This is a genomic window from Bradyrhizobium sp. HKCCYLRH3097 (assembly GCF_051167875.1).
In the GTDB taxonomy this organism is placed as follows: Bacteria; Pseudomonadota; Alphaproteobacteria; order Rhizobiales; family Xanthobacteraceae; genus Bradyrhizobium.
Window position 1 is genome coordinate 90,228 of the sequence record NZ_JBNPTX010000007.1, and the last position, 26,389, is coordinate 116,616.

Genomic DNA, 26,389 nt, shown 5'->3' on the forward strand with positions numbered 1-26,389 from the left:
ATGCCTGATCTTCTCCTCGAACTGTTCTCCGAAGAAATCCCCGCGCGCATGCAGGCCAAGGCGGCCGACGATCTGCGCCGCATGGTGACCGACAAGCTCGTCGCCGAGGGCCTCGTCTATGAGGGGGCCAAGGCGTTCGCGACGCCGCGGCGGCTGGCGCTGACCGTGCACGGCATCCCGGCGCGGCAGGCTGATCTCAAGGAGGAGCGCAAGGGCCCGCGCGTCGGCGGCGCCGATGCCGCGATCCAAGGCTTCCTCAAGGCCACCGGCCTGTCCTCGATCGAGGAGGCCACGATCCAGCGCGATCCGAAGAAGGGCGACTTCTACGTCGCGCTGATCGAGAAGCCCGGCCGCGCCACGCTCGACGTGCTCGCCGAGATGCTGCCGGTGATCGTCAGGACCTTCCCCTGGCCGAAATCGATGCGCTGGGGCAAGCGCTCGGAAAAGCCGGGCGCGCTGAACTGGGTGCGCCCGCTGCACGCGATCACGGCGACCTTCGGCCTGGAAACCGAGGAGCCCGATGTCGTCAGCTTCGCCGTCGACGGTATCGAGGCGGGCCAGACGACATTCGGCCACCGCTTCATGTCGCCGTCGCCGATTTCGGTGCGCCGCTTCGAGGACTATGAGGCCAAGCTGCTCGACGCCAAGGTCGTGCTCGATCCTGACCGGCGCAAGGACACCATCGTCACCGACGCCAAGCAGCTCGCTTTTGCGCAAGGCTATGAGCTGGTCGAGGACCCCGTGCTGCTCGACGAAGTCGCGGGCCTGGTCGAATGGCCGGTGGTGCTGATGGGCTCGTTCGATCCGGAGTATCTGAAGGTCCCCGGCGAGGTGATCCGCGCCACCATCCGCAACAACCAGAAATGCTTCGTGGTGCGCGATCCCAAGACGGGCGGGCTGGCGCCGAAATTCATCCTGACCGCCAACATCGAGGCCACCGACGGCGGCAAGACGATCATTGCCGGCAACGAGCGCGTCATCCGCGCCCGGCTGTCAGACGCGAAGTTCTTCTACGAGACGGACCTCAAGACCAAGCTCGAGGACCGCCTGCCGAAGTTCGAGCAGATCGTGTTCCACGAGAAGCTCGGCACCCAGGCCGCGCGCATCGCGCGTATCGAGAAGCTCGCCGCCGAGATCGCGCCGCTGGTCGGCGCTGATGTCGCGAAGACCGCGCGTGCCGCGAAGCTCGCCAAGGCCGACCTGCTGACCGAGGTCGTCGGCGAGTTTCCGGAAGTGCAGGGGCTGATGGGCAAGTACTACGCGCTGGCCCAGGGCGAGGACGCCTCTGTCGCCGCTGCCTGCGAGGAGCACTACAAGCCGCAGGGGCCGGGTGATCGCGTGCCGACGGATAAGGTCGCGGTCGCGGTGGCGCTGGCCGACAAGCTCGACACGCTGGTGGGCTTCTGGGCGATCGATGAGAAGCCGACGGGCTCGAAGGATCCGTATGCGCTGCGCCGTGCGGCGCTGGGCGTGATCAGGCTAGTCTTGGAAAGCGATCTTCGCATATCCATTGGTACTCTTGTTAGTCCGCTTTTTGAGAAGATAGATCTCGCCAATATCATGCGGGATATACAGGCTCGAGACGAGGCCTCAAAAAAACTTGGTATCACCGTTGGAGCGATTGCTAGCGGCGGACACCGCAGTGAGGTTTCTTTCGGTGGGCGCTTCTTGGATGAAAGGGCCGTTAACCTCCTCTCCTTCTTCGCCGACCGCCTCAAGGTGCAGCTGCGCGAGCAGGGCGCCCGCCACGATCTCGTCGATGCCGTATTCGCGCTCGGCGGCCAGGACGATCTCTTGATGGTCGTGCGCCGCGTCGAGGCGCTCGGAAAATTCCTCGACAGCGACGACGGCAAGAACCTGCTTGCCGGCACCAAGCGCGCGTCCAATATCCTCGCGATCGAGGAGAAGAAGGACAAGCGCAAGTTCGACGGCGCGCCGGATGCTGCGCTGTACAGGCTCGACGAGGAGAAGGCGCTGGCGAAGGCGATCGGCGAGGTCGCGGCGGAAGCGGGCGCTGCCGTCGCCAAGGAGGACTTCGCCGCCGCGATGCGCGCGATGGCGAAGCTGCGCCCGGCGGTGGATGCCTTCTTCGACAGGGTGAAGGTCAACGACGACGATCCAAAGATCCGCGAGAACCGGCTCAGGCTGCTGAACGAAATCCGCAGCGCCACGCGCGCGGTCGCGGACTTCTCCAAGATCGAGGGCTGAGGATGGACCGGCCGACGCTCGCCGCCTATGACCGTGAGGCGGCGGCGTTCGCGGCCGACTGGCATGCGCAGCCGGCGTCGACCGATCTCCACGACATCATCAGGCGCTTCTTCGTCTCCGGTGGCCGCACCGCGGACATCGGCTGCGGCAGCGGCCGCGAGGTCGGCTGGCTCAACGCCAACGGGTATCCTGCAGAGGGTTTCGACGCGTCGGAGGGACTGTTGGCTGAAGCGCGCACGCGCTATCCGAACGCGTCGTTCACGCATGCCGAACTGCCCGCTCTCGCCAACATCGCGGATGCAAGCTTCGACAACGTGCTGTGCGAGACCGTGCTGATGCATCTCGATCGCAGCGACGTGGTTCCGTCGGTGCGGCGGATGCGCGCGATCACGAAGCCCGGTGGCGTCCTGTATCTGAGCTGGCGGGTGACGGAGCAGGCCGATCAGCGCGATGCCCACGGCCGGCTCTATGCGGTGGTCGACCTCGCAACCATCCGCGCACTCTTCGCAGCTGATACGAGCCTGCTCGACGAGGATGTGGTCAGCGCCTCCTCGGGCAAGGTCATTCATCGCCTGGTGGTGAAGACGGCTGCCTGAGCGCAACTGCGCCCTGGCTCACAGCAGGCGTCGTCGGTCGCCTTGGATCGCGTCGTGATGCTTGCGATGACGGCGAAAAAAGTAAGCCCCACCCGGCGGGGGGAACCGGGCAGGGCCTTTCACATCTGGCCGCTTGCGGGGGCGTTGGCGACCAAATGCAGCTCTATAACTACTCAACAACCTGAATGATCCGCCGGGATCGCGGTTCGACCAGAACAGTTTCGCCGTTGACCACGGTGTAACGGTAAGGTGTCGCACCGAAGCGCTGCGGGACGTCGTAATATGTAACACCGGACTCTGGCAGCACGGTGCCAACAACGACGCGATCGGGGATCACATAGTTGGGAACACGCTCGCGGACGACATATTCGCGAAACTCCGGCCGTCGCTCGACCGTGATCACTGGAGCGTCCTCCTCGACCACGACGCTGCGGCCGACGCCCGTGGTGTAGGATTGCGCCTGTGCGGCCGCCGGAATCACGAGTGCGGCCACGAGGGCGGCAAGGGTGAGATGGGTTCGCATGGACGGGACTCCTGAGCTGTTGATCGCTGAGAGAGACCGGCGCGCGCCGGCATCTGCTCCCAATGCCGGCAACAGGTCATCGTTCCGCGCAACGCCACGTGGAACCGGCGGCATTTTTGCGGCAGATCCAGCGGTGGGGGAACCGGAACTCGTGCCGTGCGTCTCCTATTCCGCCACGATGGGCCAGGATAAAGTCCGGCCAAATCGAATCGCCCCAGCCTCGTCCTTCAATCATTCAGAGCTCGTCGATGACCCTGACCGTTGCCCATATCTCGCCGATCATGTCCGTGATCGCCGGCGTCCTGATCCTTATCATGCCGCGCCTCTTGAACCTGATCGTCGCGATCTTCCTCATCCTGAACGGCCTGATCGGCATGGGCCTGCTGAAGTGGCTCCACTTCTAGTCCCAGGTTCTAGTCCCAAGGTCGGGAACCCCCGAGCTTGCGCCGCAGCGCCCAAAGTGGTGTAAGGCGCGCGATTTCTCCTCCCATTTGCGGATCGAAGCACCTCATGGCCAAAGCGGTAGCGAAGTCTAAGAAAGTTACAGCGAAATCAAAGCCTTCCAAGCCCGGCAAGGCCAAGACCGCAGCACTCGCTCCACCGCGCAAGGCGCTCAAGACGGCGTCGAAGCCCGTGGCCAAGGCCCCGGCCAAGGTCGCGCCCAGGTCTGCACCGAAAGCGCCAGTGAAAACCGCTCCGAAGAAGCCGGCCAAAACGGCTGCCAAGCCGGTCGCCAAGGCCGCGAAGGCGTCGGCCGCCAAGGCCCCGGCCAAGAGCGCGGTCACCGCGATCAAGCCGAACAAGTGGGTCTACACCTTCGGTGACGGCAAGGCCGAAGGTAAGGCCGGCCTGCGCGACCTGCTCGGCGGCAAGGGCGCCAATCTGGCCGAGATGGCCAATCTCGGCCTGCCGGTGCCTCCGGGCTTCACCATCCCGACCTCGGTCTGCACCTACTTCTACGCCAACGACAAGACCTACCCGAAGGAGCTGCAGTCGCAGGTCGACAAGGCGCTCGACTACATCGGCAAATTGACCGGCAAGAAATTCGGCGATCCGGAGAACCCGCTGCTGGTCTCGGTGCGCTCCGGCGCCCGCGCCTCGATGCCGGGCATGATGGACACCGTGCTCAATCTCGGCCTCAACGACCAGACGGTGGAAGCGCTGGCACAACTGTCCGGCGACCGCCGCTTCGCCTTCGACAGCTATCGCCGTTTCATCACGATGTATTCGGATGTCGTGCTCGGCTTCGAGCACCATCATTTCGAGGACATCCTCGACAGCTTCAAGGACACCCAGGGCTATCAGCTCGACACCGACCTGAGCTCCGAGGACTGGGAGATGCTGGTCGGCAAGTACAAGGACGCGGTCGCGCACGAGACCGGCAAGGACTTCCCGCAGGACCCGCACGACCAGCTGTGGGGTGCCATTGGCGCGGTGTTCTCATCCTGGATGAACGCGCGCGCGGTGACCTATCGCAAGCTGCACGACATCCCGGAATCCTGGGGCACCGCCGTCAACGTCCAGGCCATGGTGTTCGGCAACATGGGCGACACCTCGGCCACCGGCGTCGCCTTCACCCGCAATCCCTCGACCGGCGAGAGCAAGCTCTACGGCGAGTTCCTGATCAACGCGCAGGGCGAGGACGTCGTCGCCGGCATCCGCACCCCGCAGGACATCACCGAGGACGCCCGCGTCGAGTCCGGCTCCGACAAGCCGTCGATGGAAGTCGCGATGCCCGACGCGTTCAAGGAGCTGACGCGGATCTACACGCTGCTCGAGAAGCACTACCGTGACATGCAGGACATGGAGTTCACGGTCGAGCGCGGCAAGCTGTGGATGCTGCAGACCCGCAGCGGCAAGCGCACCGCCAAGGCGGCGCTGCGCATCGCGGTCGAACTCGCCAATGAGGGCCTGATTTCGGAGAACGACGCCGTGCTCCGCGTCGACCCGGCCTCGCTCGATCAGCTCCTGCACCCGACCATCGATCCCGCCGCCAAGCGCGACGTGGTCGCGACCGGCCTGCCGGCCTCGCCCGGTGCGGCATCGGGCGAGATCGTGTTCTCCTCGGACGAGGCCACCAAGCTGCAGGCCGACGGTCGCAAGGTCATCCTGGTCCGCATCGAGACTTCGCCGGAGGACATCCACGGCATGCATGCTGCCGAGGGCATCCTGACCACGCGCGGCGGCATGACCTCGCACGCCGCCGTCGTCGCGCGCGGCATGGGCAAGCCCTGCGTCTCCGGCTGCGGCACCATCCGCGTCGACTACGGCCGCGGCACGATGAGCATCGGCGGGCGCACCTTCAAGACCGGCGACGTGATCACCATCGACGGCTCGGTCGGCCAGGTGCTCGCGGGCCGCATGCCGATGATCGAGCCGGAGCTGTCCGGCGAGTTCGGCACCCTGATGGGCTGGGCGGACGCCGTGCGTGAGACCGGCGTGCGCGTCAACGCCGACACGCCGGAGGATGCGCGCACCGCCATCAAGTTCGGCGCCGAGGGCATCGGCCTGTGCCGCACCGAGCACATGTTCTTCGAGGAGACGCGCATCCGCACTGTGCGCGAGATGATTCTCTCCGAGGATGAGCAGGAGCGTCGCGCCGCGCTCGCCAAGCTCTTGCCGATGCAGCGCGCCGACTTCGTCGAGCTGTTCGAGATCATGAAGGGGCTTCCCGTCACGATCCGTCTGCTCGATCCGCCGCTGCACGAGTTCCTGCCGCACACCCAGGCCGAGGTCGAGGAAGTCGCGCGCGCGATGAACACCGATCCGCGCCGCCTGGCCGATCGCGCCCGCGAGCTGTCGGAGTTCAACCCGATGCTCGGCTTCCGCGGCTGCCGTCTGGCGATCGCCTATCCGGAGATCGCCGAGATGCAGGCGCGCGCGATCTTCGAGGCCGCGGTCGAGGCCGAGAAGCGCACCGGCGAGGCCGTCGGCCTCGAGGTGATGGTGCCGCTGATCGCGACCAAGGCCGAGTTCGACCTGGTCAAGGCGCGCATCGACGCGATGGCGCAGGCCGTGATCCGCGAGACCGGCGCCAAGCTGGAGTATCAGGTCGGCACCATGATCGAGCTGCCGCGCGCAGCCCTGATGGCCGGCCAGATCGCCGAGGCCGCCGAGTTCTTCTCGTTCGGCACCAACGACCTGACGCAGACGACCTACGGCATCAGCCGCGACGACGCCGGCAGCTTCCTCGGCGCCTACGTCGCCAAGGGCATCCTCGAGATCGATCCGTTCATCTCGATCGACCGCGAGGGCGTCGGCGAGCTGGTCAAGATCGGCGTCGAGCGCGGCCGCGCCACGCGACCCAACCTCAAGGTCGGCATCTGCGGCGAGCATGGCGGCGATCCCGCCTCGGTGGCGTTCTGCCACAAGGTCGGCATGAACTACGTGTCGTGCTCGCCCTACCGCGTGCCGATCGCCCGCCTGGCCGCTGCGCAGTCCGCGCTCGGCAAGGAGATCGCGAGCCAGGCCTGATCCTGCTGCGATCGATCTGATCTGACGAAGGCCGGCACATGTTGCCGGCCTTTTTCATTGGTGAGGGTTCGTCGCGATGCTGCGCGCACGTGACGCAAGGTGCACTTCTTCTCCACCACTGCCGCCATGCCGGGGGCGCTCCGGAATGACGAGTGGAGAGAGCGAACGTCGCAGGCCGATGGAACACTCCGCCTCATGATGTGCAGATGATTTTCATTCACCGCATCTGTTGACTGAATGTTCACCCGTTCTCGTCGGTGCGCTGTTTACCAAGCATCTCGATCGCTCGGCGCTCTGCAACTTCCCCGCTTGCCTGTTTCACAATTGCAACGCGGATTAACTCCTCGGCAACCTAAACCCGATACGAAGAGAGAAGATCGAATTGCACGGAAGCACTGTTGTTCGGTCGATCCAGTAAGCGTTGCGTTGAGCGTATCGATGTTAGTTCTGCGTCCCGATCCGAAGGGCGCGCGATTTGCGTCCTTCGGACTCGGTCTCTGCGTCTTCGCTCTGATGCCGACAGAGACCGGGTATCAAGACATCGCCTCTCTGCTCGCCCGCCAGCCGGGCGTCGCCGAACGCTGGCAGAAGCGTGTGTTCTCGGCTGCGGCCTCCATTCAGCTCGCCACCTATAGTTTCGGTCGTCCGATCGGAACCTCGGCGCCGCAGGCGGTGAGCATCCGCCTCGCAAGCCTCGATGGGCGCGATCTCGACATCACCGGATCGACGCCGCGCAATCCGGCGCTGCAGGTTCCGCCGCGCTATCAGGCCTCCGATTTTCCCAAGGTCGATCGCACGCTGAAGGGCGATCGTCTCGTCGTGCGTCCCCCGACGCCGTCGGCGCAGCCGACCGAATCGGCCGCGCCCGTCGAGCCCGCGCCCTCCGAGCCCGCACCCACGCCATCGACACGACCGGATTCGAATTCCTCGGTGTTCGGCGCCAAGACGACGGAAGCGCCGGCGCAGGCGCGGCTCCCGCAGCGTTCTGCACTCGATCCCGAATTGCAGGAGGCGCTGAGCGCGCCGCCGCTCGTGCAGTACGACGCGGCGAAGTCCGAGATCCAGCCATCGGGCGAACTGAAGCCTGCAGCCGATCAAATCCGGGTGGACGGCGCCGTCAGCTATGACGGCCTCACCATCAAGACGTCCAACCTCTATTTCGGCACGTCGTCGCTGGGCGGTGCTGCCGGCACCATGGCGACATGGCTGCCGGGCGAGGCGCCGCTGATCGTGATGCCGGATCCGGACCTCAAGCCGATGGCGGTGCTGTCGCATCCGGCCGACGATGCTGCCAAGGCCGGTGATGGCGGCGAGAGCATCGCGCCGAAGGGCGAGGTCAATGCCGACAATCAGCGCGACAGGACTCCGGCCGAACGGTTGGGGCTCACGGACGAGAAGGCGCGCTTCAAGTCCGAGAAGTGTCTTGCCGAAGCAGTCTATTTCGAATCCCGCGGCGAGGCGGTGCGCGGCCAGATGGCTGTGGCGCAGGTCGTGCTGAACCGAGCGTTCTCCGGCTATTATCCGACGACGGTGTGCGGCGTCGTCTACCAGAACAAATACCGCCACTTCGCCTGCCAGTTCACCTTCGCCTGTGACAACAATCCGGATGTGATCCGCGAGCCCGAGATGTGGGATCGCGCCAGGAAGATCGCGAAGGCCATGCTGGACGGGCTGATCTGGTTGCCGGAGGTGGGCAAGTCGACCCACTATCATGCCTATTGGGTGCGGCCGTCCTGGGTCGCCGAGATGAAGCGCATGTACAAGTTCGGCGTTCACACCTTCTATCGGCCGAAGAAGTGGGGCGACGGCGGCGACGCGCCGAGCTGGGGCACGCCGCAGCAGACCGCGGCCATTTCGGCCGAGCTCACCGAGGCCGCCAAGAGCGAGGCCGAGAGCAATCCGAACTGGACGCGGCGCTAATCATCTAGCGACGCGTCGCATTCCACTCGAGAAAGCGGCGATACAACTCGGTCTGGCGCGCCTGGTCCGGCGGCGTTGCGGCCGCCGGCTTTGCCGTGACAGGAATGCGCGGGGACGGTGCGGCGGCCGCGACCGGCTTCGACGGTTTAACGGTGGCCGTAGTGGCCGCCGGAATCCGTGTCGTCCCATCGAGCCATTCCTGCGCGGCCCGGAACCTGGTCCAGCCGGCGACCGGCGCGCGCGGCGCCATCTCCTGCCATTTCGGATGGAAGGGAGGCCGCTGCAGCTGCGACATGCGCGAGAACAGCGACTCGACCAGCAGCGACAGCCGGCGATCGCGGTCGCTTCCCGGCTGCCAATTATACGACGCCAGGATTGCCTCTGCTGCGATCGTTTCCACCGACTCGGAATTGGAGATCAGGTTGGGGTAGTCGTCCGCGGTGAGCTTGGATGGAAGGTAATCCTCGCGCAAGGTCTTGTCGTAGCCGACCGGGACGAGATGCAGATTGGCATCCGTGATCTGGCTGAGCCAGGGCACCGGCTTGCCGTCGACCGCAATCATCGCGTCGATCTCCCCCTTGCGCAACATTTCGAGCGCGATGCGTGGCTCGATATAGAGCAGATGCGGCTTGATCGCGAGCCGCTCGAACACGTTGATCGCGGTCACGAAGGTGCTGCCGTCCGGCAGGTCGACCGCAACGGTCTTGCCGTCGAGCTCCCGCATGGTGCGGATCGATCGCGGTGCCAGAACATGCATTTCCTCGTTGAACATCTTGGTGACGTAGACGAGCTGATTGCGGATGTTGCTCGCGAAGTCCTTGCGTTCGAGATAGGACAGCGTGTCCTTGCGCACGATTCCCACGTCGACGCCCTTGAGCATGAGGATGTCGGCCACCGCCTGAACCGAGCCGCTGCCGAGGACCGGCATGACCCGCAGGTTGATGCCGTCATTGAGGACCGAGGCGACGTCGGCGCCCATCTGGGAATAGGTGCTGCCATACGAGCCCGTCATCAGGCTCACCGTATTGGCGTTGAGCTGGCTCGCGAGGTCCCGCTTGGCCGACGCATAGCGGAAGATCGCCTTGAAGGAATCGCTGACCGCACCCGGGTCGATTCCGCTGCGCACCGGCCCGAACCGTTCCCAATGGCCATCGACGAAACGCTTCATCTGCATCTGCTCGATCGGCGCGTGGTCGCTGGCGCTGGTATTGGCGACGATCCCGGGAATCAACATGGGAATTGGCGTCCCCTTCAAGGAACGCGCCTGCCTCATGATGTTGTCGCGGGAGAAGTCGTCGCCGCAATTGCGCAGGACCGCAACCATCAGGTTGGCAAGCGCGTAGCCCACGATTCCCAAGCTGTTGTTCTTGCTGATCGCAGGCGCGTAGCGATCCATGAACGCGGACCACTCGGCGAAGCCGGGATCGCCGCCCTGCACACCGCCCTCGTACAGGATGGTGGCGGAAAGCAGTCCTTCCGCGTTCTGCAGGCCTGCAGGCTGCAGCACGGTGGCAACCGAATCCGAAACCGTGGGGATGATGTGCTCGGGTCTCCAGCCGAGCTCGGCGAGGCGGCGGATCGCGAGCACCGTGAATTTCGGGGTGCTGACGTCGACCAGGATGTTGGCTCCGGCGGTCTTCAGCTTCGCGATCTGCTGATTGATGTCGGCATCGGTGACCGCGTAAGCCGCTTCCGCGACGATCGGCAGCTTGCCGCCGAGCCCGTCCTTCAAACCCTTCAGATAGTCCTTGCCGAACTCGTCGTCTTGATAAAGCACACCGATGCGCGCGCCACCGGCATGTTGCTCGAGCAGATATTGCGCGTGAATATGAGCTTCAATCTGGTAGCTGGGTTGCGCTCCCATGGTCCAAGGATAGTCGCGAGGCTGATCCCAGATCGAGGCGCCGGAGCCGACGAACAATTGCGGTATCCTGTTCGCGTTGAGATAAGGCCGCACCGCCGCGCTGGTCGCTGTTCCAACGCTCGCAAAGATGACGTCGACCTTGTCTTCCTCCACCAGCCGTCGTGTCAGCTCCACCGTCTTCTGCGGATTATAGCCGTCGTCATAGGAGATGTAGGTGATCTTGCGGCCCCTGATCCCGCCCTCGTCATTCACCTTCTGGAAATAGGCGGAGATGACCTTGCTCACGCTGCCGTAGGCGGCCGCCGGCCCGCTGTAGGGCGTCGTATTGCCGATCCGGATCTCGCCCTCGGCAGCACGCGCCAGGCCTGGCACGGCGGCAAGCACGAGGAGCAACGCCACGGTCGGAGAACCCGGCGCGCCAAGCAGCCAAGGACCACGGGGCGCCGACGACAAGGCCGATTGCAACAGACGATCAAACATTCCCATCATGGACCTCATCACGCAACACAACACTTTGCGGGGACGCGCGTCGCCCGCACGACACCATCGACCAGGATCCGGCGGTCCGCGCCCCGCCGCAATTCCTGCGCAGCGACCGGCGTGAGACCGCGCTGGATCACCCGGTTTCGAAGCCCGGGTCACTCGAGCCGCCGTCGAGCCTCGAGTGACCCGAGTTCGGCGGCTCTCGCGTACCAGGCGCGGGCCTTGGCCGGATCGGGCGCGACGCCAACGGCTTTCAGGTTGGACAAGATCGCGGGGTCATAGGTGCCGGCCAGCGTCAGTGATGCTTCGGCGTCCGCTTCCGCGACATGCGCCAGGATCAGGCGGGCACTCGCAACGTCGCCCGCGCCGATGAGATCGCGTCCGCGCTTCAGCATTTCGCTGATCTCGTTCTTGGTCAGCGCAGACGCGGCCGCCGGTGCAGGGCTCCTGGTCGCGATGGTCCGAGATGCTTTCGGCGGAATTGACTGCGGGGTCTCGCCTCCGCCCGGAGCCGGCTTGACGATCGGGACCGACGCCAAGATCGAATCGGCCCGTCCGATCGTGTGCGCCGCGGCGTCCAGCGATGCTTGGCCGTCATCGGATTTCGATTTCCCCGCTGTCCCGAGGTTTCGGGGAGACGATGAAGCGGTCGCTTCAGACTTCGTAACTGTTTCAATGTTCGGAGCCTGCATGATGCGCACCGCAAAGAACGCGAGGCACGCAAGCGCGGCCGCTGCGGCACCGAACCGGAAAACAGAATCGAATTCGAGCCGTTCGGGCGGAGGTGGAGGCATCACGACGGGATCGAGTGAAGGGATCTGCCAGGATCGGTCCGCTTCTGCTGGCGCCATTGGCATCGGCGCATCGTCAACCGCTGAAGCGGTTTGCCACCACGGCCGGGAGAGATCGGTGGCCGCATCCTCATCAGGCTCAGACGGCGCATGCGCGAGGCTGTTGGACAAAGCGGCAGGCTTTGCCGGGCGCCAACGTTCGCTCTGCGCATCACCCACGGTGATCCGCGATCCGCTACTCCGCAATAAGGAACTCATCCTCAACTACTCCTGCGGACACGCGCCATCGCGTCGCCCCGCAACACTCCCTGGACCGTTTGGCGCCTTTCTGTTCGGCGACTCGGCTTCCAAATCGGCGGCGAGACCGATGACCGAATCTAGGGCCATGCCAAGCGGTGAATCGGCGATCTGGCAGCCGTGAATTCCCATTTCCTCGTCAGCAGGACGGACAAAACGCGCGCTACTACTTGAGCACCGCTAAATTTCGACCATCTCTTTTTCTTATTTGTACAGGTTCCGCGGTTCTTTTGCCGAAATCATGGCGAACCTGTCCAGCCATTTAGTTGGTGCTGGTAAATGCCGTCGGCGCCGGGGCGCACGAGATAGTGCGGCGGCGTCTGGCCGAGAACGATCTGAAACCATGGCGCAGGAGCATGTGGCGTATACCCACAGATCGATGCGAATTAGTCGCGCGCGTAGAGGATGTGCTCGATCCGTGCGGCGAGTCGCATCAGCGTCAGCCGGTGATCTGCTTCGACGAAAGGCCTCGTCCAACTCATTGGCGAGGGCCGCTCAGATCGTGCGCGTGATGACTACGAGCACCAGCGCAACGGTACGGCCGATTTGTTCGTCCAGCGCCCGCGGATCAATGGATGCACGCGGCCGACACGGCACGCACTAATTACATCGTGCCTGCCCCCAAATACCGGCGAGGCAGCAAATAACAACGAGTCGTAATATCTGTATTGGACGACGATGGCTGCTTCGTCATGAGCACCGTCATTCCGGGACAAGGCCGCAGGCCCTGAACCCGGAATGACGGTGATCACGAATGACGGTGAAAACGCGACTGCCGAGCTCCGTCGTGACGCAGTCGGATCAGCTCTTGCTACGCGCTCAATGGCCGCGACTGCCGCGCCGTCGGCCGTGCCGCGAGCTCGTCGGCGATCTCGCGGGCAGCGGCCAATGTGGTCATCGTCCGCTGCGCGAAACTCGGATTCTCCGCGGGGCAGTCGGCGCGGCAATGCGCGCCGCGGCTCTCGCGCCGGCTCCAGGCCGCGGTGGCGATCAGCAGCGCGGCGCTCGCCATGTTGCGCAGCCTCGGGCTGCCGGCGTCGCGCTCCATCCTGGCAATCGCGGCGATGGCCTCGGCGAGCCTCTCCTCGTCGCGGATGACACCGAGCTGGCTCGTCATCATCTCGCGCAGCGACACCTGCGCTGCGCCCGCGCAGGATCCGGCCGGATCGGCGAATGCAACGTGCTGCAGGGTGGAGGACGCGGTCAACGTCCGGCCGGAGATGTCGTCGGCAATCCGCCGGGCGAACACCAGCGCCGCGAGCAGCGCGTTGCCGGCGATGTGGTTGGCGCCATCCGTTGCCGTCGCGGCGACTTCACCTGCCGCCCAGAGCCCCTCGATCGAGCTGCGGCCCTGCGCGTCGACCGCGATCCCGCCCATGTGGAAATGCGCCGCCGGCGCCACTGGAATCGGCTGGCGGGTCGGATCGAGCCCCGCGGCGACGCAGGCCCGGTGCAGCATCGGATAGCGCTCGGCGACGTCGTCATCGAGCACGTCGCGCGCATCGAGAAAGGCGCCGCGTCCAGCGATGATCTCGGCCATGACGCCGCGGGCCACCGTGTCGCGCGGGGCAAGATCGACCAGCGGATGGCGCGGCAGCATGAAACGCTGGCCGCGCCGGTTGATCAGGATCGCGCCGGCGCCGCGCAGACTCTCGCTCACAACCGGCGCCGGATCGTGACCGGCCATCATCGCGGTCGGATGAAACTGCACGAACTCCGGATCGGCAATCACCGCGCCAGCGCGCGCAGCGATGGCGAGGCCGATGCCGGTGGCGTGCGGCGGATTCGTGGTCGCCGCGAACAGCCGGCCGATGCCGCCGGTGGCCAGCACGATTGCCGGCGCGGCGATCAGCATCGGCGCGGCCGCGTCGTCATCGGTCGGCCGCAGTTGCAGGCCACGCACCGCGCCGTCTTCCGTCAGCAGCGCGTCGGCGACATGGCCCTCGATGATGCGGATCGAGGGCGTCGCGCGCACGGCTTGCGACAGCGCGGTGATGATCGCCTGTCCGGTGAAGTCCCCGCGAACGCTGAGAATCCGTCGCGCGGCGTGCGCAGCCGCACGAGACGTCGCGAGCCTGCCGCCGTGATCACGATCGAATGCCACGCCGAGACGGACCAGGTCCTCGATTGCAGCCGAGGCATCGCGCGCGAGCGCCAGCGCCGCCGTCGCGTCGACGAGGCCGCCACCCGCAGCGATCATGTCGGCGGCATGGGTATCGGGGCTGTCGCCGGATGACACCGCTGCCGCGATGTCGGCCTGCATCGTCGTGCCGAACGAGGCCTCACCCAATGAGGTCGCGGAGATCAACGTGACCGGCTGCGGGGCGAGCTTCAGCGCGCAGAACAGTCCGGCAACTCCGGCACCGACGATCACGACGTGGCCGGATGTCTCGATCTGATCGTGGTCCATGTGCTGTCCAAATTCCACATTCCGTGCGCATGTGTACCGCGGTACCTGTTAGTTCTTCTTCAGAGACTTCCTTCGCTGTTTATCGGTGTTTGGCGACAAATAGCGGCCGTTCTGAAGGTCGCTCCCGCACAGGATGAATCGTCGTTTGCGACTCGCGCATCAGGACGTTTTCGCGCGGGGACAAAGACGCATGAGCGAGTTCCGGTGCCGGAACTCGCTTCGGATGACACCTGCTCATGGCTGGCCCCCGCATCGAAATTTTTCATGACTGGGTTCCGCTTTTGAGCTTGGGAGTTCAATGCAAATGCATTAACCGGAGAGGCGCGGCGGACAGCGACCGCGGCATGGGAGGACACTGATGTCGGTACAGGCAGGCGATCTCGGTATGGTGTCCCGCAATCAGGGCTGGCGCACGCCGGTGGTCATCATCGTGTGCGGCTGCGCCATTGCGCTGCTGAGCTTCGGTCCGCGCTCCAGCCTCGGCTTCTTCGTGCAGCCGATGAGCCGTGAATTCGCCTGGGGACGCGACGTGTTCGCCCTCGCGGTGGCGGTGCAGAACCTGTTGTGGGGACTCGGTCAGCCGCTCGCCGGCGCGATCGCCGATCGTTTCGGCGTGATGCGCGTCATCTGTGTCGGCGCGCTGCTCTATGCCGGCGGCCTGCTGATGATGCGCTATTCCAGCTCGCCGCTGTCGCTGAACATCGGCGCCGGCGTGCTGGTCGGCTTCGGCCTGTCGGGCTGCTCGTTCAATCTCATCCTGTCGGCCTTCAGCAAGCTGCTGCCGCCGGAGCGCCGCGGCGTCGCGCTCGGCGCGGGCACCGCGGCCGGCTCGCTCGGCCAGTTCCTGTTCGCTCCGTTCGGCGTCGCGCTGATCGACCAGTTCGGCTGGCAGAGCGCGCTGATGGTGTTCGCAACGCTGATGCTGTTCATCGTGCCGCTGTCGCTCGCCGTGGCGACGCCGCCGGCAGCCGAGGCCAAGCCGTCGGAGGCCGAGCAGCAGTCGTTCACGACCGCGCTGATGGAGGCGTTCGGCCACCGCTCCTACGTGCTGCTGGTGCTCGGATTCTTCACCTGCGGCTTCCAGCTCGCTTTCATCACCGTGCACCTGCCGGCGTTCCTGGTCGATCGCGGCCTTTCGGCGCAGGTTGGCGGCTGGGTGATCGCGGCGATCGGCCTGTTCAACATCATCGGCTCGCTCAGTGTCGGCTGGCTGCAGAGCCGGCTGCCGAAGCGCTACATCCTGTCCTTCATCTATTTCACCCGTGCGCTGGCGACGCTCGCCTTCATCTCGTTCCCGGTCACGGCGGCTTCCGCGATCGCCTTCGGCGCGGTTTCCGGGCTCGCCTGGCTCTCCACGGTGCCGCCGACCTCGTCGCTGGTCGCGATCATGTTCGGCACCCGCTGGCTCGCCACGCTCTATGGCTTCGCCTTCGTCAGCCACCAGGTGGGTGGCTTCCTCGGCGTCTGGCTCGGCGGCCTCGTGTTCGAGCGCTATGGCTCATATACCCCGATCTGGTGGCTCTCCATCCTGTTCGGCGTGCTGTCGGCGCTGATCAACCTGCCGATCGTCGAGAAGCCGGTGGCGCGGGCCGTGCCCGCGACCTGAGTTGCGCCGCCGATCCGATCGGCTAAACATGGCGCGAGACGAAGAAAGCGCAGGGAGTGCGGCTGTGGGAACGTTCAAGGCGATCCGGATCGACAAGGCGGACAAGGGAACGACCGCGACGCTGACGCAGTTCGATGAAGCCGAACTGATGGACGGCGACGTCACCGTGAAGGTCGAGTGGTCGGCGCTGAATTACAAGGATGGGCTGGCGCTGACCGGCAAGGCGCCGGTGGTGCGCCGCTTCCCGATGATCGCGGGGATCGATTTCGCCGGCACGGTCGAGCAGTCCAGCCATCCCGACTGGAAGCCGGGAGATGCCGTGATCTGCACCGGCTGGGGCATAGGCGAGACCCATCTCGGCGCCTATGCCGAGAGGGCGCGGGTCAAGGGCGACTGGCTGGTCGGCCTGCCGCAGGGGCTGTCAGCCCGGGACGCGATGGCGATCGGCACCGCCGGCTTCACCGCGATGCTTGCGGTGCTCGCCCTGGAGAAGCACGGGCTGACGCCGGCGAGCGGGCCGGTGGTGGTGACGGGCGCGGCCGGCGGCGTCGGCTCGGTGGCGACGGCTGTGCTCGCCAAGCTCGGCTACCATGTGATCGCCTCGACCGGCCGCTTGGCCGAGGCTGACTATCTCAAGTCGCTCGGTGCCGCCGAGATCATCGACCGCAACGAGCTGTCCGGACCGGCCAAGCCGCTGGCGAAGGAGCGCTGGGCGGGCGGCATCGACAGCGTCGGCTCCAATACGCTCGCCAACCTGCTGGCGATGACCAAATATGGCGGCGCCATCGCCGCCTGCGGCCTCGCTGCGGGCATGGATTTGCCAACGTCGGTGGCGCCGTTCATTTTGCGCGGCGTGTGCCTCCTCGGAGTCGATTCGGTGATGTGCCCGCTGCCGGCGCGCAAGGCGGCTTGGCAGCGCCTCGCGACCGATCTGGATCGCGCAAAACTAGCTGAAATCACTCACGAAATCGCCTTGGACCAGGTGGCGTCGCTGGGGCCGCAGATCCTCGCCGGCCAGGTCCGCGGCCGTACGGTGGTAAGAATATCCTGAGGACGTTCAGACTTTTCAAACCATGCTGCTCCATTGTTCCAAGAGTAGTTCGGAGTAGAGTAAGCAAGTGCATGAATTCCCAGCACTTCTTCAAGGCAACTGCTGTGCAGGAGAGGTGTTGCTTCGTCAGGCCGGTCGCTTGGGAACAACTGGCGAGATCAAAGGCGGGCTCTTGACCTCGGGTGCTCTGACCATCCGACGAGCAACCTTCAGATGCTCGTCTACGGCAACCACGTGGTCTTGGGCTGCGGCCATTGCATTGCCCATCGCGCGCAATTGATTGACGGCTGCCATGATGTAGTCGAACTGCTCATCGCGCGAGCCGCCGCTTGGAATTGAAATAACGCCAGGATGAGTTTTCATCCTGGCAATCAGCTTCTCAAAATCGCTCTCGTTGATTGTGGTGACGGCCCGATTTTCTTTCGCCGCGAAGGCAAAAACCTCGTGGTCCTTTGCCCTCAACATGGCCCGATCACGGAGCGGTACCGCATCGATCCCCTCTTCCCAGAGACGGGGGACGATGTTCGGAGAGATGTTCTCGTCGAGAAGAAGTTTTACTTCATTCGTTGCCACTGACAGCATGAGGCGCCCCGTCCGAGCGCGGTCTGCCCACTGTGGGGTGCGCCCTATAATAGAGTTTCGCAAATTCCACATCCCCCTCCGTCAACGCTGGATAGTCCTCCAGGATTTCCGCGGTGTTTACGCCTCTATCGGCCATTTTGCCGATATGAAGCACGGAGAGGCGAGAACCCTTGAACACGGCTGCCCCACCCAGAATGTTCGGGCTCTCCTCGACTCGTTCCAACCCCTCAACGTACAGGTTGACCCTCGGCTTCACCTCCTTGCAAGCCTTGCCGAACTCAATACTCACGAACTTGTCGATATCCACTGCGGTGCGATTTACGTCGCCGCAGTCATGAAAATAGCAACGATATTCGTCGCCGAGAGTCGCAGCCCATGAGGAATGAGCACCCAAAGCAAAGTGCAGTCTCTCAAGGGCCACCTTCCGGATTTCTCGAGTTCCAAAAAGGCTGTTGCCGTACACCGCCGCAAAGGTCACAACATCCAATAGCGCAAAGCACAGACGCGAATTGTCAAACCTGACAACGGTCGTTGGCATAACGCCCCGAGAAATGTCGTTCCGGACCTCCTTCTCCTTCTCTGCGACCCCGGCCAGAATGACGGTCTCTTTCAAGCTGAGCAGGCGGCGGCTTGGCACAACGGCATTCCGCGTCCGCTCGACAACGGCGTGTGTGTGCATGACAGGACCCTAAAATTATTCTTCGGACAGAGCAGAATTTAGGGCCTAAACCCTTCCTCGTCAAGAGAATAATTTAAGTCATTGAGCCGACGCAGGAATTGCAAGTTCCCCGTCTTTTCTCTTCGGTGTCCAGGTCTTAGCGAATCTTGCCGCGCTATAAGCAGCCGATCCTCATACGCTCACGGCCATAAATCTAGCCAAAGCGACTGCGGTAGCGCTCCCATTCCGGGGTGCGCTAGAGTTCTTCATTGGCCGCGGTAGTAATCAGCCCGTCAGTGTGCGATCTTCCCTTTAGATTGGTTTGGCTATGGATCGACTGGCTTAGATGTTCTCGTCGGTCCATCTCCTGACTCTTGTTGTCTTTCCTCCTTCTTTTCATCGTCCTTCACTTTAAAGCTACGGTTTGGGTACCATTCCTTAAGGCCCCAGGTACCGCGCCCGACTCTCACAACATCACCCACTTCGGCCATGCGGCGGGTCAACACCGAGCCAATCGTATTCGCAGGCTCCTTCGAGTTCATATGCAGGCCACCGGCCTTAAACAGTGCAGCGAACTCAGGGTTTTTTAGTGGGGTTCGCTTGGATGCCAAAAGTGCCTTCGCAGCATCCACGATGGACATGCCGAGAAGGGCGCCTGGATGATCTAGCGAACCACTGCCCAGCTTATTTGGGTTCGCTGCCGCACCGGAATTAATGCCTCCGACGGTAGGGCCCCGGATTGCCTCGATTGCAGCAATGGCTTGCAAAATCTGCTCGCGCTTCGCGTAGAGATCGGCCAAAACCGTCTCGTATGGATCGATTCCTTTTGATTCATCAGTCATTTGGTTGCCCTTCATGCACAAGTGTGCTATGGAGCCTCCGTGCCGATGCGAAGCGGCACACGCGCCGACGCCTTGTAGGCGGGTCATAAGGGGTCACGGACCCCCACTCGCTTGTTGGACCGTCATCTTCTTCGCAACCTCCTCTGCTCTTTGGCGGGTTGAGGATTGAGGCGCGCTAGGACCGTGAATCCTGCGCGCCTTTTCTATTGCATGGTTAACGCCCACAAACAAGCGGAGCCATGCAGGAAATCCGCAGTTTCCCATCTTTGCCGTAGTTGTACGGATGGCCCCGTATTTTCACGGGCGATGTTGGTAATTTCCATGTTTTCCATTCACAATCCAAACGCCGTTTCGGGCATACTGCAGCCGCGGCCCCCGACTGCTTTTGCCGTGAAGCGGTTGGCGTCGGTGTGCCAATATCCAAAAATGTTGACGGCAGCAGCCAGCCTCATCAAAAGCCGATTCGCCGAAAGCCTCCCGCCGCCTTGCGCTCAGTGTTGGAGAAGGTCCAGGGGTCCAAATTGCATTCATAAGTTGTCCATGGACGCTGTGTTGCTGTAGAGCAACAGGCCGGTTTTAAGCTGATATTCATAGTTAATGGATACCTTCGACCGACTTTTCCTTGCCGACTGAAATCCCAGAGCTGTCAACAAATTACTGGAGGAGATTGCTTAAGCCGTGTTGCGCCAACGGCCTAACGCGAGAAAATCTTCTTCAGACCCTGACGGCTCGGTTTTGCCATGGTTGGTATGGTAAGCATGGGGTAAAGATACCGCCTTACCCGCTGCGTGGGGTTAAGTGGGAGTTTGATGCATGCTCGCGCGTATATTGCTGGGGACCGTGACTGCCGGTGCCGTGATTGCTCCTGCGATGGCGGGTTCGATGACAGCCGACGAGGCCCGCAAATTCGTCGCCGGAAAGGTGTTCGCCTTCACCTGCGTCGACGGCACCCGTGGCGCGGGCCGCATTCTCGACGACATGGGCGCCGCCGGTGCGGTGCAGTTCTCCGGCTCGGGGCCGGTGCGTCACATCCGCCTGCCGGGCAATACCCTGCAGATTCGCGGCCAGAATGTCTGCGCTGCCATCAAGGGCATGCCGTTCGAACCGTGCTTCAACCTCGACAAGAAGGACGATCGCAGCTTCCGCGGTTCGGTCTCCGGGCTCGGCGCCTTCGCCTATTGCGACTTCCAGCACCAGGGCGGAGCCACCATGCTGATGGCGCGCGCCGTGGCGCGGCCGCGCGCCGCACGCGCTGCTGGACCCGCGGCTGACGGCTCCCACACCGAAGTTGCGGCACGGGTCGAGACCCCGCGGGTGGAACGCAGCAAGGTGGAACCCTTGAAGGCAGATGCTGCGAAGGCCGCCAAGGCGGAAAGTTCCAAGACTGAGAACATGAAGGCCGAAAACGCGAAGACTGAAATTACCAAATCCGATAACGCGAAGTCGGATGCGGCGCCGGAGCTGCGTCGCTCGACCGATTAGTTGTTAGTTCACCGATCATTGAAAAACCGGTTCCCTATTATCATAGAGTAATATTTTAAGCTGACCGCACGTTAGTGGTCATTGCGCCGTAGTCGTACGGAATCTCAAATTCATGCCTCGGTAGCGACTCGTGTGCAGTTTGCAACCAGGGGGGTGGCCCACGAGAAAGGGTCGTTATGTCGCTTTATTTCTTCCGGATCAGCCAGGGCCGCTATTCTGGCGCGGCTGATCAGCCTTATGAGTTCGCCAACCGGGAAACCGCCTGGAACGAGCTGACGGCTGTCTGCTCCGACCTGATCGGCGGGATCTCGAGGTCGTTGCAGCAGGGGGCCGAGTGGCAGATGGAGCTGCTCGACGAAGCCAAGCAGCCGGTGTTCCGGATTCGCCTGGTGTCCGAAGCGGTCGGCTGAGGTCTAGCTGTCCGGGGGGATTGCGCCGCTGGCCGTCGGATTCGAGTCCGGTTTGCCGTGGCGGCAATCTTCTGCGCGCAGGCGCCTTTTGATGAAGTCTGCGTCCGCCTCGGGCACGTCAGTCGGGATTGATGGAGTTCGGCCTAGGCTCCGCGTCGTGCCCCGGCGCCGCCGATCTCCGTCACGCTCTCGTGCTCAATCGCTTGTGATGCTGCCGGACGTCGGTCCTGGCCCGGCCACCTCATCTCCGGATTCATCCGCGCGGTGATCAGCGTCTTCCGGTTGCTGCCGCCTGCCGGCGCAGGTCGTGGCGGCAATCGTCCTTTGCCCCGTGCGCGCTCCAAAGGTCTTGCTTCGACGCGATCCTTTAGCGGTATCGGGAGACCAGGCTTATCGGCCGCCGGTTTCAGGGTACCGTGTCATCCCTGGGCGCCATCATTTTATGGGCATTGTCAGTAATCTTACGGTTCCAGCATTAACCTCTGATAAGCCTGTTTCGCGCCCAATGAGGTCGGCAGAGACGACATGCGGGTTCGGAATTTTCGGAGCCCTCTGATCCTCTGACCTCGACCGCGCAGCGCAGCGTAGACTTGGATCTTCGGGCCGTCTTTGGCGCTGGCAGAACGCGGCCGAACCACGCAGTCAGCTGGGGTCCTCCGTGTCAAAGATGTCCATCCGTACGAAGATCATATCGGTCATCGCCTTCATGCTCGTCACCATGTGCGGGCTCGGCGTGCTCGCCGTCACCAGCATGCAGTCGATCAATGCCAACACGGTCGACATCGCCACCAATTGGCTGCCGAGCGTGCGCGCGATCGGCGAGCTGCGCGCCGACATCAATCTGCTGCGCATCGCCTTGCGCGCGCATGTGATGTCGGAGACGGCCGAGGCCAAGCAGGGCGCGGAGAAGCGCGTCAACGGAATCCTCGAGACGATCAACAAGGACCGCAAGACCTACGAGCCGATGATCACCTCGGCCGAGGAACGGGCGATCTACAACAACTGGGTGCAGTCCTGGGAGAAGTACGTCGTCGCGGTCAAGCAGGTGATGGACGAATCCAACAAGAGCGTCGGAAAGATCCCGCGCGAAGCCACCGAAATGCTGGAAAAATCGGCCGCGGCGATCGCGCGCGACGCCGACAAGTATTTCATCCAGGACATCGAGTTCAACAACAAGGGTGCCGACAACGCGACGCGGCAGGCCGCGGAGAGCTTCACGCGTGCGATCTGGCTGGTGATGTCGATCATTGCCGCGGCCGTCATTGCCGGCGTCGCCGTCGGTTTCTATCTCGTGCAGAACGTCTCGTCCGGCATTGCGTCGATCATCAAGCCGATGCAGGAGCTCGCCAAGGGCGATCTCGGCGCGGAGGTGACGCATCGCGGCGAGCCGACCGAGATCGGCGCCATGGCCGATACGCTGCAGGTGTTCAAGGAGGCGCTGATCGCCAAGAAGGAGGCCGACGAGCTCGCGGCCCACGATGCCGAGGCCAAGATCGAACGCGGCCGGCGCGTCGACAACATCACCCGCCAGTTCGAGGCGACGATCGGCGAGATCGTGCAGACGGTGTCGTCGGCCTCGACCGAGCTCGAGCATTCCGCCGGCGCGCTGTCATCCACCGCGACGCGCTCGCAGGAGATCTCGACCGCGGTTGCGGCTGCTTCGGAGGAGGCTTCGACCAACGTACAGTCGGTCGCGTCCGCGACGGAGGAGCTATCGTCGTCGATCACCGAGATCAGCCGCCAGGTGCAGGAATCCGCCCGCATGGCCACCGAGGCCGTCGACCAGGCGCGCATGACCAATGATCGCGTGAGCGAGCTGAGCAAGGCGGCGGCGCGCATCGGCGACGTGGTCGAGCTGATCAACACGATCGCCGGCCAGACCAACCTGCTGGCGCTGAATGCGACCATCGAGGCGGCGCGCGCCGGCGAAGCCGGTCGCGGCTTCGCGGTCGTCGCCTCCGAGGTGAAGGCGCTGGCCGAGCAGACCGCCAAGGCGACCGACGAGATCGGCCAGCAGGTGTCCGGCATCCAGGCCGCGACGCAGGAATCGGTCGGCGCCATCCGGGCGATCTCCACGACCATCGAGCGGCTGTCGGAAATCTCGTCGGCGATCGCGGCGGCCGTGGAGGAGCAGGGCGCCGCCACGCAGGAGATCTCGCGCAACGTCCAGCAGGCATCGGAGGGCACGCAGCAGGTTTCCGTGAACGTCGTCGACGTGCAGCGCGGCGCGACCGAGACTGGTACGGCTTCCACGCACGTGCTGGCCGCGGCGCAGTCGCTGGCCTCGGACAGCGACCGGCTGAAGCGTGAGGTGGCGTCGTTCCTGGAGTCGGTGCGCGCGGCCTAATCCGACATGGCGCTACGCTGCCGGCTGAGCCGGCGGCGCCTGCTGCTGCCGTCGGAACAGCACCTTCTGGTACAGCCAGCCGATCGCGACCAGCACCAGCCCGAGCCCGATGAAAGACAGGGCGCGCCACACGCCGGTCAGCGCCGACATGTCGATCAGGAAGGCCTTCAGGATCGTCAGCGCGATCACGATCGCGGATGCCAGACGCGCGCGCTGCGACTGCACGATGATTCCGATCCCGAGCAGCATCACGCCGAAGGCGAGCCAGGCGATCGAATAGGTGTACTGCTCGGCGGCGCTGGTCGGTCCTGCCGTCAGATCGGGGCCGTGATAGATGCGGCGGATCTCGAGGCTGACATAGGACAGCGCCAGGATCAGTGCGCCCGCGGCCAGCGTATTGCCATAGGCTGGCGGACGGCGGCCTGCGACCGCGTAGGACAACAGCAGCATCAGTACCGCCGGGAACGCATAGGCCAGGATCAGGATGTTGAGCAGGCCGCCCTTGATCGCGACGTCCGAGATCATCGGGTTTTCGAACAGCAGCAGGCCGAGCACGGTGGCGCCGCCGGCGAATCCGGTGAGGATCACGGCGCTGATGTTGTGCACGATGCTGCCGCTGCGCTCCCGCAGCCGCTCCAGCCCGATCGCCAGCGCCAGGGCCACGCAGACGTCGAGTCCCACTTCGGCGAGCGACGGCACCGCCAGCATGTCGCCGTCGTTGACGGCGTGGCGGATCTCCAGGAAGGCGAGCAGGGTCGTGAACAGGATCGCGGCGGCCTCCACCGCGCGCAGCGGCGCGTCGTCGCCATGGCGGCGCATCAGATAGCTCGCGCCCCAGAACGACGCCGCCGGCACGCCATAGCCCCACAGCAGCCAGTTGAAGATCGGCGTGGTGCCGACATCGGCGCCGACGATGCGCGGATCATGGCCGATGCGCAGCACCACGAGCCCGGCAAAGACGGCCGCGAGCGTGCGCAGGAACGGGATCGGCCGGCTCTCGAAGATCCAGGCGGTGCCGAGCGACATCAGCGCCAGCGCGATCGTCAGCCAGCCCTTCTCAAGCGCGAAGGTCAGGGCCAGCGCCAGCGCGGCCAGCGTGCCGGTCGCGAACAGCGCGATCGAGGCACTGAGGCCGGAACGTTCCTCGCGCCGCGTCAGCGCCTCGGTGGCGACGGCAAAGCCGGCGGCGAGCACGACGGCGAGGATCGCGAACGGGATCGAGCGGTCGAGATGGGCGATGCGCGCATAGAGCGCGACCAGCAGTGCCAGCGGCGTGAACACGCCGGCCGCCGACCACACCACCGGCACGACGGCGTTGTGCGCGCGCCCCTGCGCCAGGAAGCCGGCGCCGCCGAAGCCCAGCGCGAAGATCGCGGCCGTCACCAGATGCGACGTGACCGACGCGCCGAGCGGGTTCGGCCCCATCCCGGGCAGCGCGCCGCCGGGCAGCACCAGCAGGTCCGGATTGTCGCGCAGCGCCCATTCGGCGAACACGAGGAACACGGTCGCAGCGGCGGCGGCCACCGCGCCGACGGCGCTCGGCGCGCGCCAGGCGACCGCCAGCGTCGCCGCGACCAGCACCGTGAAGCCGATCAGCGCCAGGCCGTCATGGAAGCTCGCCAGCACGACCAGCATGGCGCCGAGCAGATAAGCCGCTAGGCCGACGGATGAGATCGGCTCGACCTCGTCGTTCTCGGCGGCGGGTCCGAACATGAAGCCGCAGACCACGATCAGTGCGGCCAGCGCGAAACCAACCGCGACGTGGAAAACATGCGGCGCCACCGTCTCGACGCCCGCGTCGAGTCCGGGCAAGGTCCACAGGAACGACAGCCCGATCGTGGTCATCGCGAGCCAGCGCCACAGCCGCACGCGTGCCAGCGCGAACGCGGCGGCGGTGACGATGGCGAGGTAGATGTACAGCGCCCAGTAGTTCGGCTCGCCGGTCGACACCAGCACCGGCGTCGTGAACGCCGCGACGATGCCGAGCCCGGCGAGCGCCGGGCCGTGCAGCAGCGCAGCCGCCAGCGTGCCCAGCGCGACGATGCCGAGCAGCACGAAGGCGATCGCGGGCGGCAGGAAGTCGTACAGCGCGTAGGCCGCATAGATGGTGGCGAAGGCGACCGCCGTGCCGGCCGCGGTGAGCATCGCCGGAATGTTGGCGATCGGCAGCGCCGCGATCTGCGAGATGCTCTCCTTGCGCCGTGTCCATTCGCCGGCCGCGAGCAGCGCGGCGGCGAACAGCGCGCCGAGCGCGACGCGCACCTCGGGGCCGACGAGGCCGGCCTCGATCGAGTAGCGCACCATGAAGAAGCCGCCGAGCGCCAGGGTCAGCCCGCCGATCCACACCACCCAGCGGGTGCCGATGCGCTCCTCGAAGCCGGCCGCGGGTTGCGGCACGGGTGGCGGGGACACGAGCGGCGGCTGTTCGGCCGCTGCATCGCTCGCCATCGCCGCCGGCTGCAGGGTAGCCTCGGTCGGCTCCGGCAATGGGGGCGGCATTGGCGGGGCTTCAGCGGGCTCCTGAAGCGGGCTGAGCGGCGGCGCGACCACCGGCGCGGCCGCGATCGGCCGGGCCCCCTCGAGCTTGGCCAGCCGTGCCTGCACCTCGGCCAATCGGTCGGAGGTCCGGCGCGCGAAGGCGAGCGCCGCGAACGCCACCAGCAGGGCGATCCAATCCAGGGGCCAATCGAACATCACGCGGGAATCCTGAAATCGATGCCGCCGGGAGGCGTCACGGGTGGAGGGAAGCTGCGAGCCCTTGCGGATCCCGGCGAATCGGCCAACCGCTCCGGCGGGCCGCACGATGGCCGTCGTTCCCTCTGTGTCAAACCGTGGAACATAAGTT

The 26,389-nt window shown here is 64.7% G+C and carries 18 protein-coding genes; 10 read left to right on the forward strand and 8 right to left on the reverse strand.

The window, feature by feature from the left end:
* Both glyS and ACQR0U_RS18445 read left to right on the forward strand, forming a co-directional pair.
* Positions 1 to 2,208: a glycine--tRNA ligase subunit beta gene (gene glyS, locus ACQR0U_RS18440; RefSeq protein ID WP_434844185.1), complete on the forward strand. Its 2,208-nt coding sequence runs from the start codon at positions 1 to 3 to the stop codon at positions 2,206 to 2,208.
* A gap of 2 nt (positions 2,209 to 2,210) precedes the next feature.
* Positions 2,211 to 2,804: a class I SAM-dependent methyltransferase gene (locus ACQR0U_RS18445; RefSeq protein WP_315750431.1), complete on the forward strand. Its 594-nt coding sequence runs from the start codon at positions 2,211 to 2,213 to the stop codon at positions 2,802 to 2,804.
* 169 nt (positions 2,805 to 2,973) lie between these two features.
* Here the strand turns inward: ACQR0U_RS18445 and ACQR0U_RS18450 are convergent, their stop codons facing one another.
* Complete coding sequence (locus ACQR0U_RS18450) at positions 2,974 to 3,327, reverse strand: DUF1236 domain-containing protein (protein WP_315717233.1); 354 nt, start codon at positions 3,325 to 3,327, stop codon at positions 2,974 to 2,976.
* A 248-nt stretch (positions 3,328 to 3,575) separates the two neighbouring features.
* On the opposite strand from ACQR0U_RS18450, the gene ACQR0U_RS18455 reads away from it, so the two are divergent.
* The 3 genes from ACQR0U_RS18455 (at position 3,576) to ACQR0U_RS18465 (ending at position 8,721) form a co-directional block, all read left to right on the forward strand.
* The gene (locus ACQR0U_RS18455) at positions 3,576 to 3,731 is read left to right on the forward strand and encodes a DUF3096 domain-containing protein (RefSeq protein ID WP_012042558.1); all 156 of its coding nucleotides are present in this window, start codon (positions 3,576 to 3,578) and stop codon (positions 3,729 to 3,731) included.
* 106 nt (positions 3,732 to 3,837) lie between these two features.
* Complete coding sequence (gene ppdK, locus ACQR0U_RS18460; RefSeq protein ID WP_315826960.1) at positions 3,838 to 6,801, forward strand: pyruvate, phosphate dikinase; 2,964 nt, start codon at positions 3,838 to 3,840, stop codon at positions 6,799 to 6,801.
* 438 nt (positions 6,802 to 7,239) lie between these two features.
* Positions 7,240 to 8,721: a cell wall hydrolase gene (locus ACQR0U_RS18465; RefSeq protein ID WP_434872208.1), complete on the forward strand. Its 1,482-nt coding sequence runs from the start codon at positions 7,240 to 7,242 to the stop codon at positions 8,719 to 8,721.
* A gap of 4 nt (positions 8,722 to 8,725) precedes the next feature.
* Here ACQR0U_RS18465 and ACQR0U_RS18470 read toward each other — a convergent pair whose 3' ends face one another.
* The 3 genes from ACQR0U_RS18470 to ACQR0U_RS18480 form a co-directional block, all read right to left on the reverse strand.
* On the reverse strand, positions 8,726 to 11,071 hold the full coding sequence (locus ACQR0U_RS18470; RefSeq protein ID WP_316193438.1) for an ABC transporter substrate-binding protein: 2,346 nt from the start codon (positions 11,069 to 11,071) through the stop codon (positions 8,726 to 8,728).
* 152 nt (positions 11,072 to 11,223) lie between these two features.
* Positions 11,224 to 12,117 carry a hypothetical protein gene (locus ACQR0U_RS18475; RefSeq protein ID WP_434844187.1) on the reverse strand — a complete coding sequence of 298 codons (894 nt, stop codon included), beginning with the start codon at positions 12,115 to 12,117 and terminating at the stop codon, positions 11,224 to 11,226.
* An 850-nt stretch (positions 12,118 to 12,967) separates the two neighbouring features.
* Entirely contained in the window at positions 12,968 to 14,566 is a 1,599-nt protein-coding gene (locus tag ACQR0U_RS18480) for an L-aspartate oxidase (RefSeq protein ID WP_315826957.1), read from the reverse strand.
* A gap of 358 nt (positions 14,567 to 14,924) precedes the next feature.
* On the opposite strand from ACQR0U_RS18480, the gene ACQR0U_RS18485 reads away from it, so the two are divergent.
* Positions 14,925 to 16,172, forward strand: coding sequence for an MFS transporter (locus ACQR0U_RS18485; RefSeq protein ID WP_315826956.1), 1,248 nt, complete (start codon positions 14,925 to 14,927; stop codon positions 16,170 to 16,172).
* Between the two features lie 64 nt (positions 16,173 to 16,236).
* On the forward strand, positions 16,237 to 17,223 hold the full coding sequence (acuI, locus tag ACQR0U_RS18490) for an acrylyl-CoA reductase (NADPH) (protein ID WP_434872209.1): 987 nt from the start codon (positions 16,237 to 16,239) through the stop codon (positions 17,221 to 17,223).
* 126 nt (positions 17,224 to 17,349) lie between these two features.
* Here the strand turns inward: acuI and ACQR0U_RS18495 are convergent, their stop codons facing one another.
* From ACQR0U_RS18495 to ACQR0U_RS18505, 3 genes are all read right to left on the reverse strand, one after another.
* Positions 17,350 to 17,805 (reverse strand): DUF5615 family PIN-like protein, encoded by a 456-nt coding sequence (locus tag ACQR0U_RS18495; protein ID WP_434872210.1) that lies wholly within the window; start codon positions 17,803 to 17,805, stop codon positions 17,350 to 17,352.
* The gene (locus tag ACQR0U_RS18500; protein WP_434872211.1) at positions 17,783 to 18,484 is read right to left on the reverse strand and encodes a DUF433 domain-containing protein; all 702 of its coding nucleotides are present in this window, start codon (positions 18,482 to 18,484) and stop codon (positions 17,783 to 17,785) included. The genes ACQR0U_RS18495 and ACQR0U_RS18500 overlap by 23 nt, the downstream gene beginning before the upstream one ends.
* A gap of 305 nt (positions 18,485 to 18,789) precedes the next feature.
* Complete coding sequence (locus ACQR0U_RS18505; protein WP_434872212.1) at positions 18,790 to 19,320, reverse strand: winged helix-turn-helix domain-containing protein; 531 nt, start codon at positions 19,318 to 19,320, stop codon at positions 18,790 to 18,792.
* Between the two features lie 798 nt (positions 19,321 to 20,118).
* Between ACQR0U_RS18505 and ACQR0U_RS18510 the strand changes: the two genes are divergently transcribed.
* The 3 genes from ACQR0U_RS18510 (at position 20,119) to ACQR0U_RS18520 (ending at position 23,544) form a co-directional block, all read left to right on the forward strand.
* A complete protein-coding gene (locus tag ACQR0U_RS18510) occupies positions 20,119 to 20,787 on the forward strand; it encodes a hypothetical protein (protein ID WP_315826955.1) in 669 nt (222 codons plus the stop codon).
* Positions 20,788 to 20,963: 176 nt separating this feature from the next.
* Positions 20,964 to 21,197: a DUF6894 family protein gene (locus ACQR0U_RS18515; RefSeq protein WP_315717224.1), complete on the forward strand. Its 234-nt coding sequence runs from the start codon at positions 20,964 to 20,966 to the stop codon at positions 21,195 to 21,197.
* Positions 21,198 to 21,855: 658 nt separating this feature from the next.
* Positions 21,856 to 23,544, forward strand: a complete 1,689-nt coding sequence (locus tag ACQR0U_RS18520) for a methyl-accepting chemotaxis protein (RefSeq protein WP_316167488.1) — start codon at positions 21,856 to 21,858, stop codon at positions 23,542 to 23,544.
* A gap of 12 nt (positions 23,545 to 23,556) precedes the next feature.
* Here the strand turns inward: ACQR0U_RS18520 and ACQR0U_RS18525 are convergent, their stop codons facing one another.
* Positions 23,557 to 26,238 (reverse strand): DUF2339 domain-containing protein, encoded by a 2,682-nt coding sequence (locus ACQR0U_RS18525; protein WP_434844824.1) that lies wholly within the window; start codon positions 26,236 to 26,238, stop codon positions 23,557 to 23,559.
* Between the last annotated feature and the right edge of the window lie 151 nt (positions 26,239 to 26,389).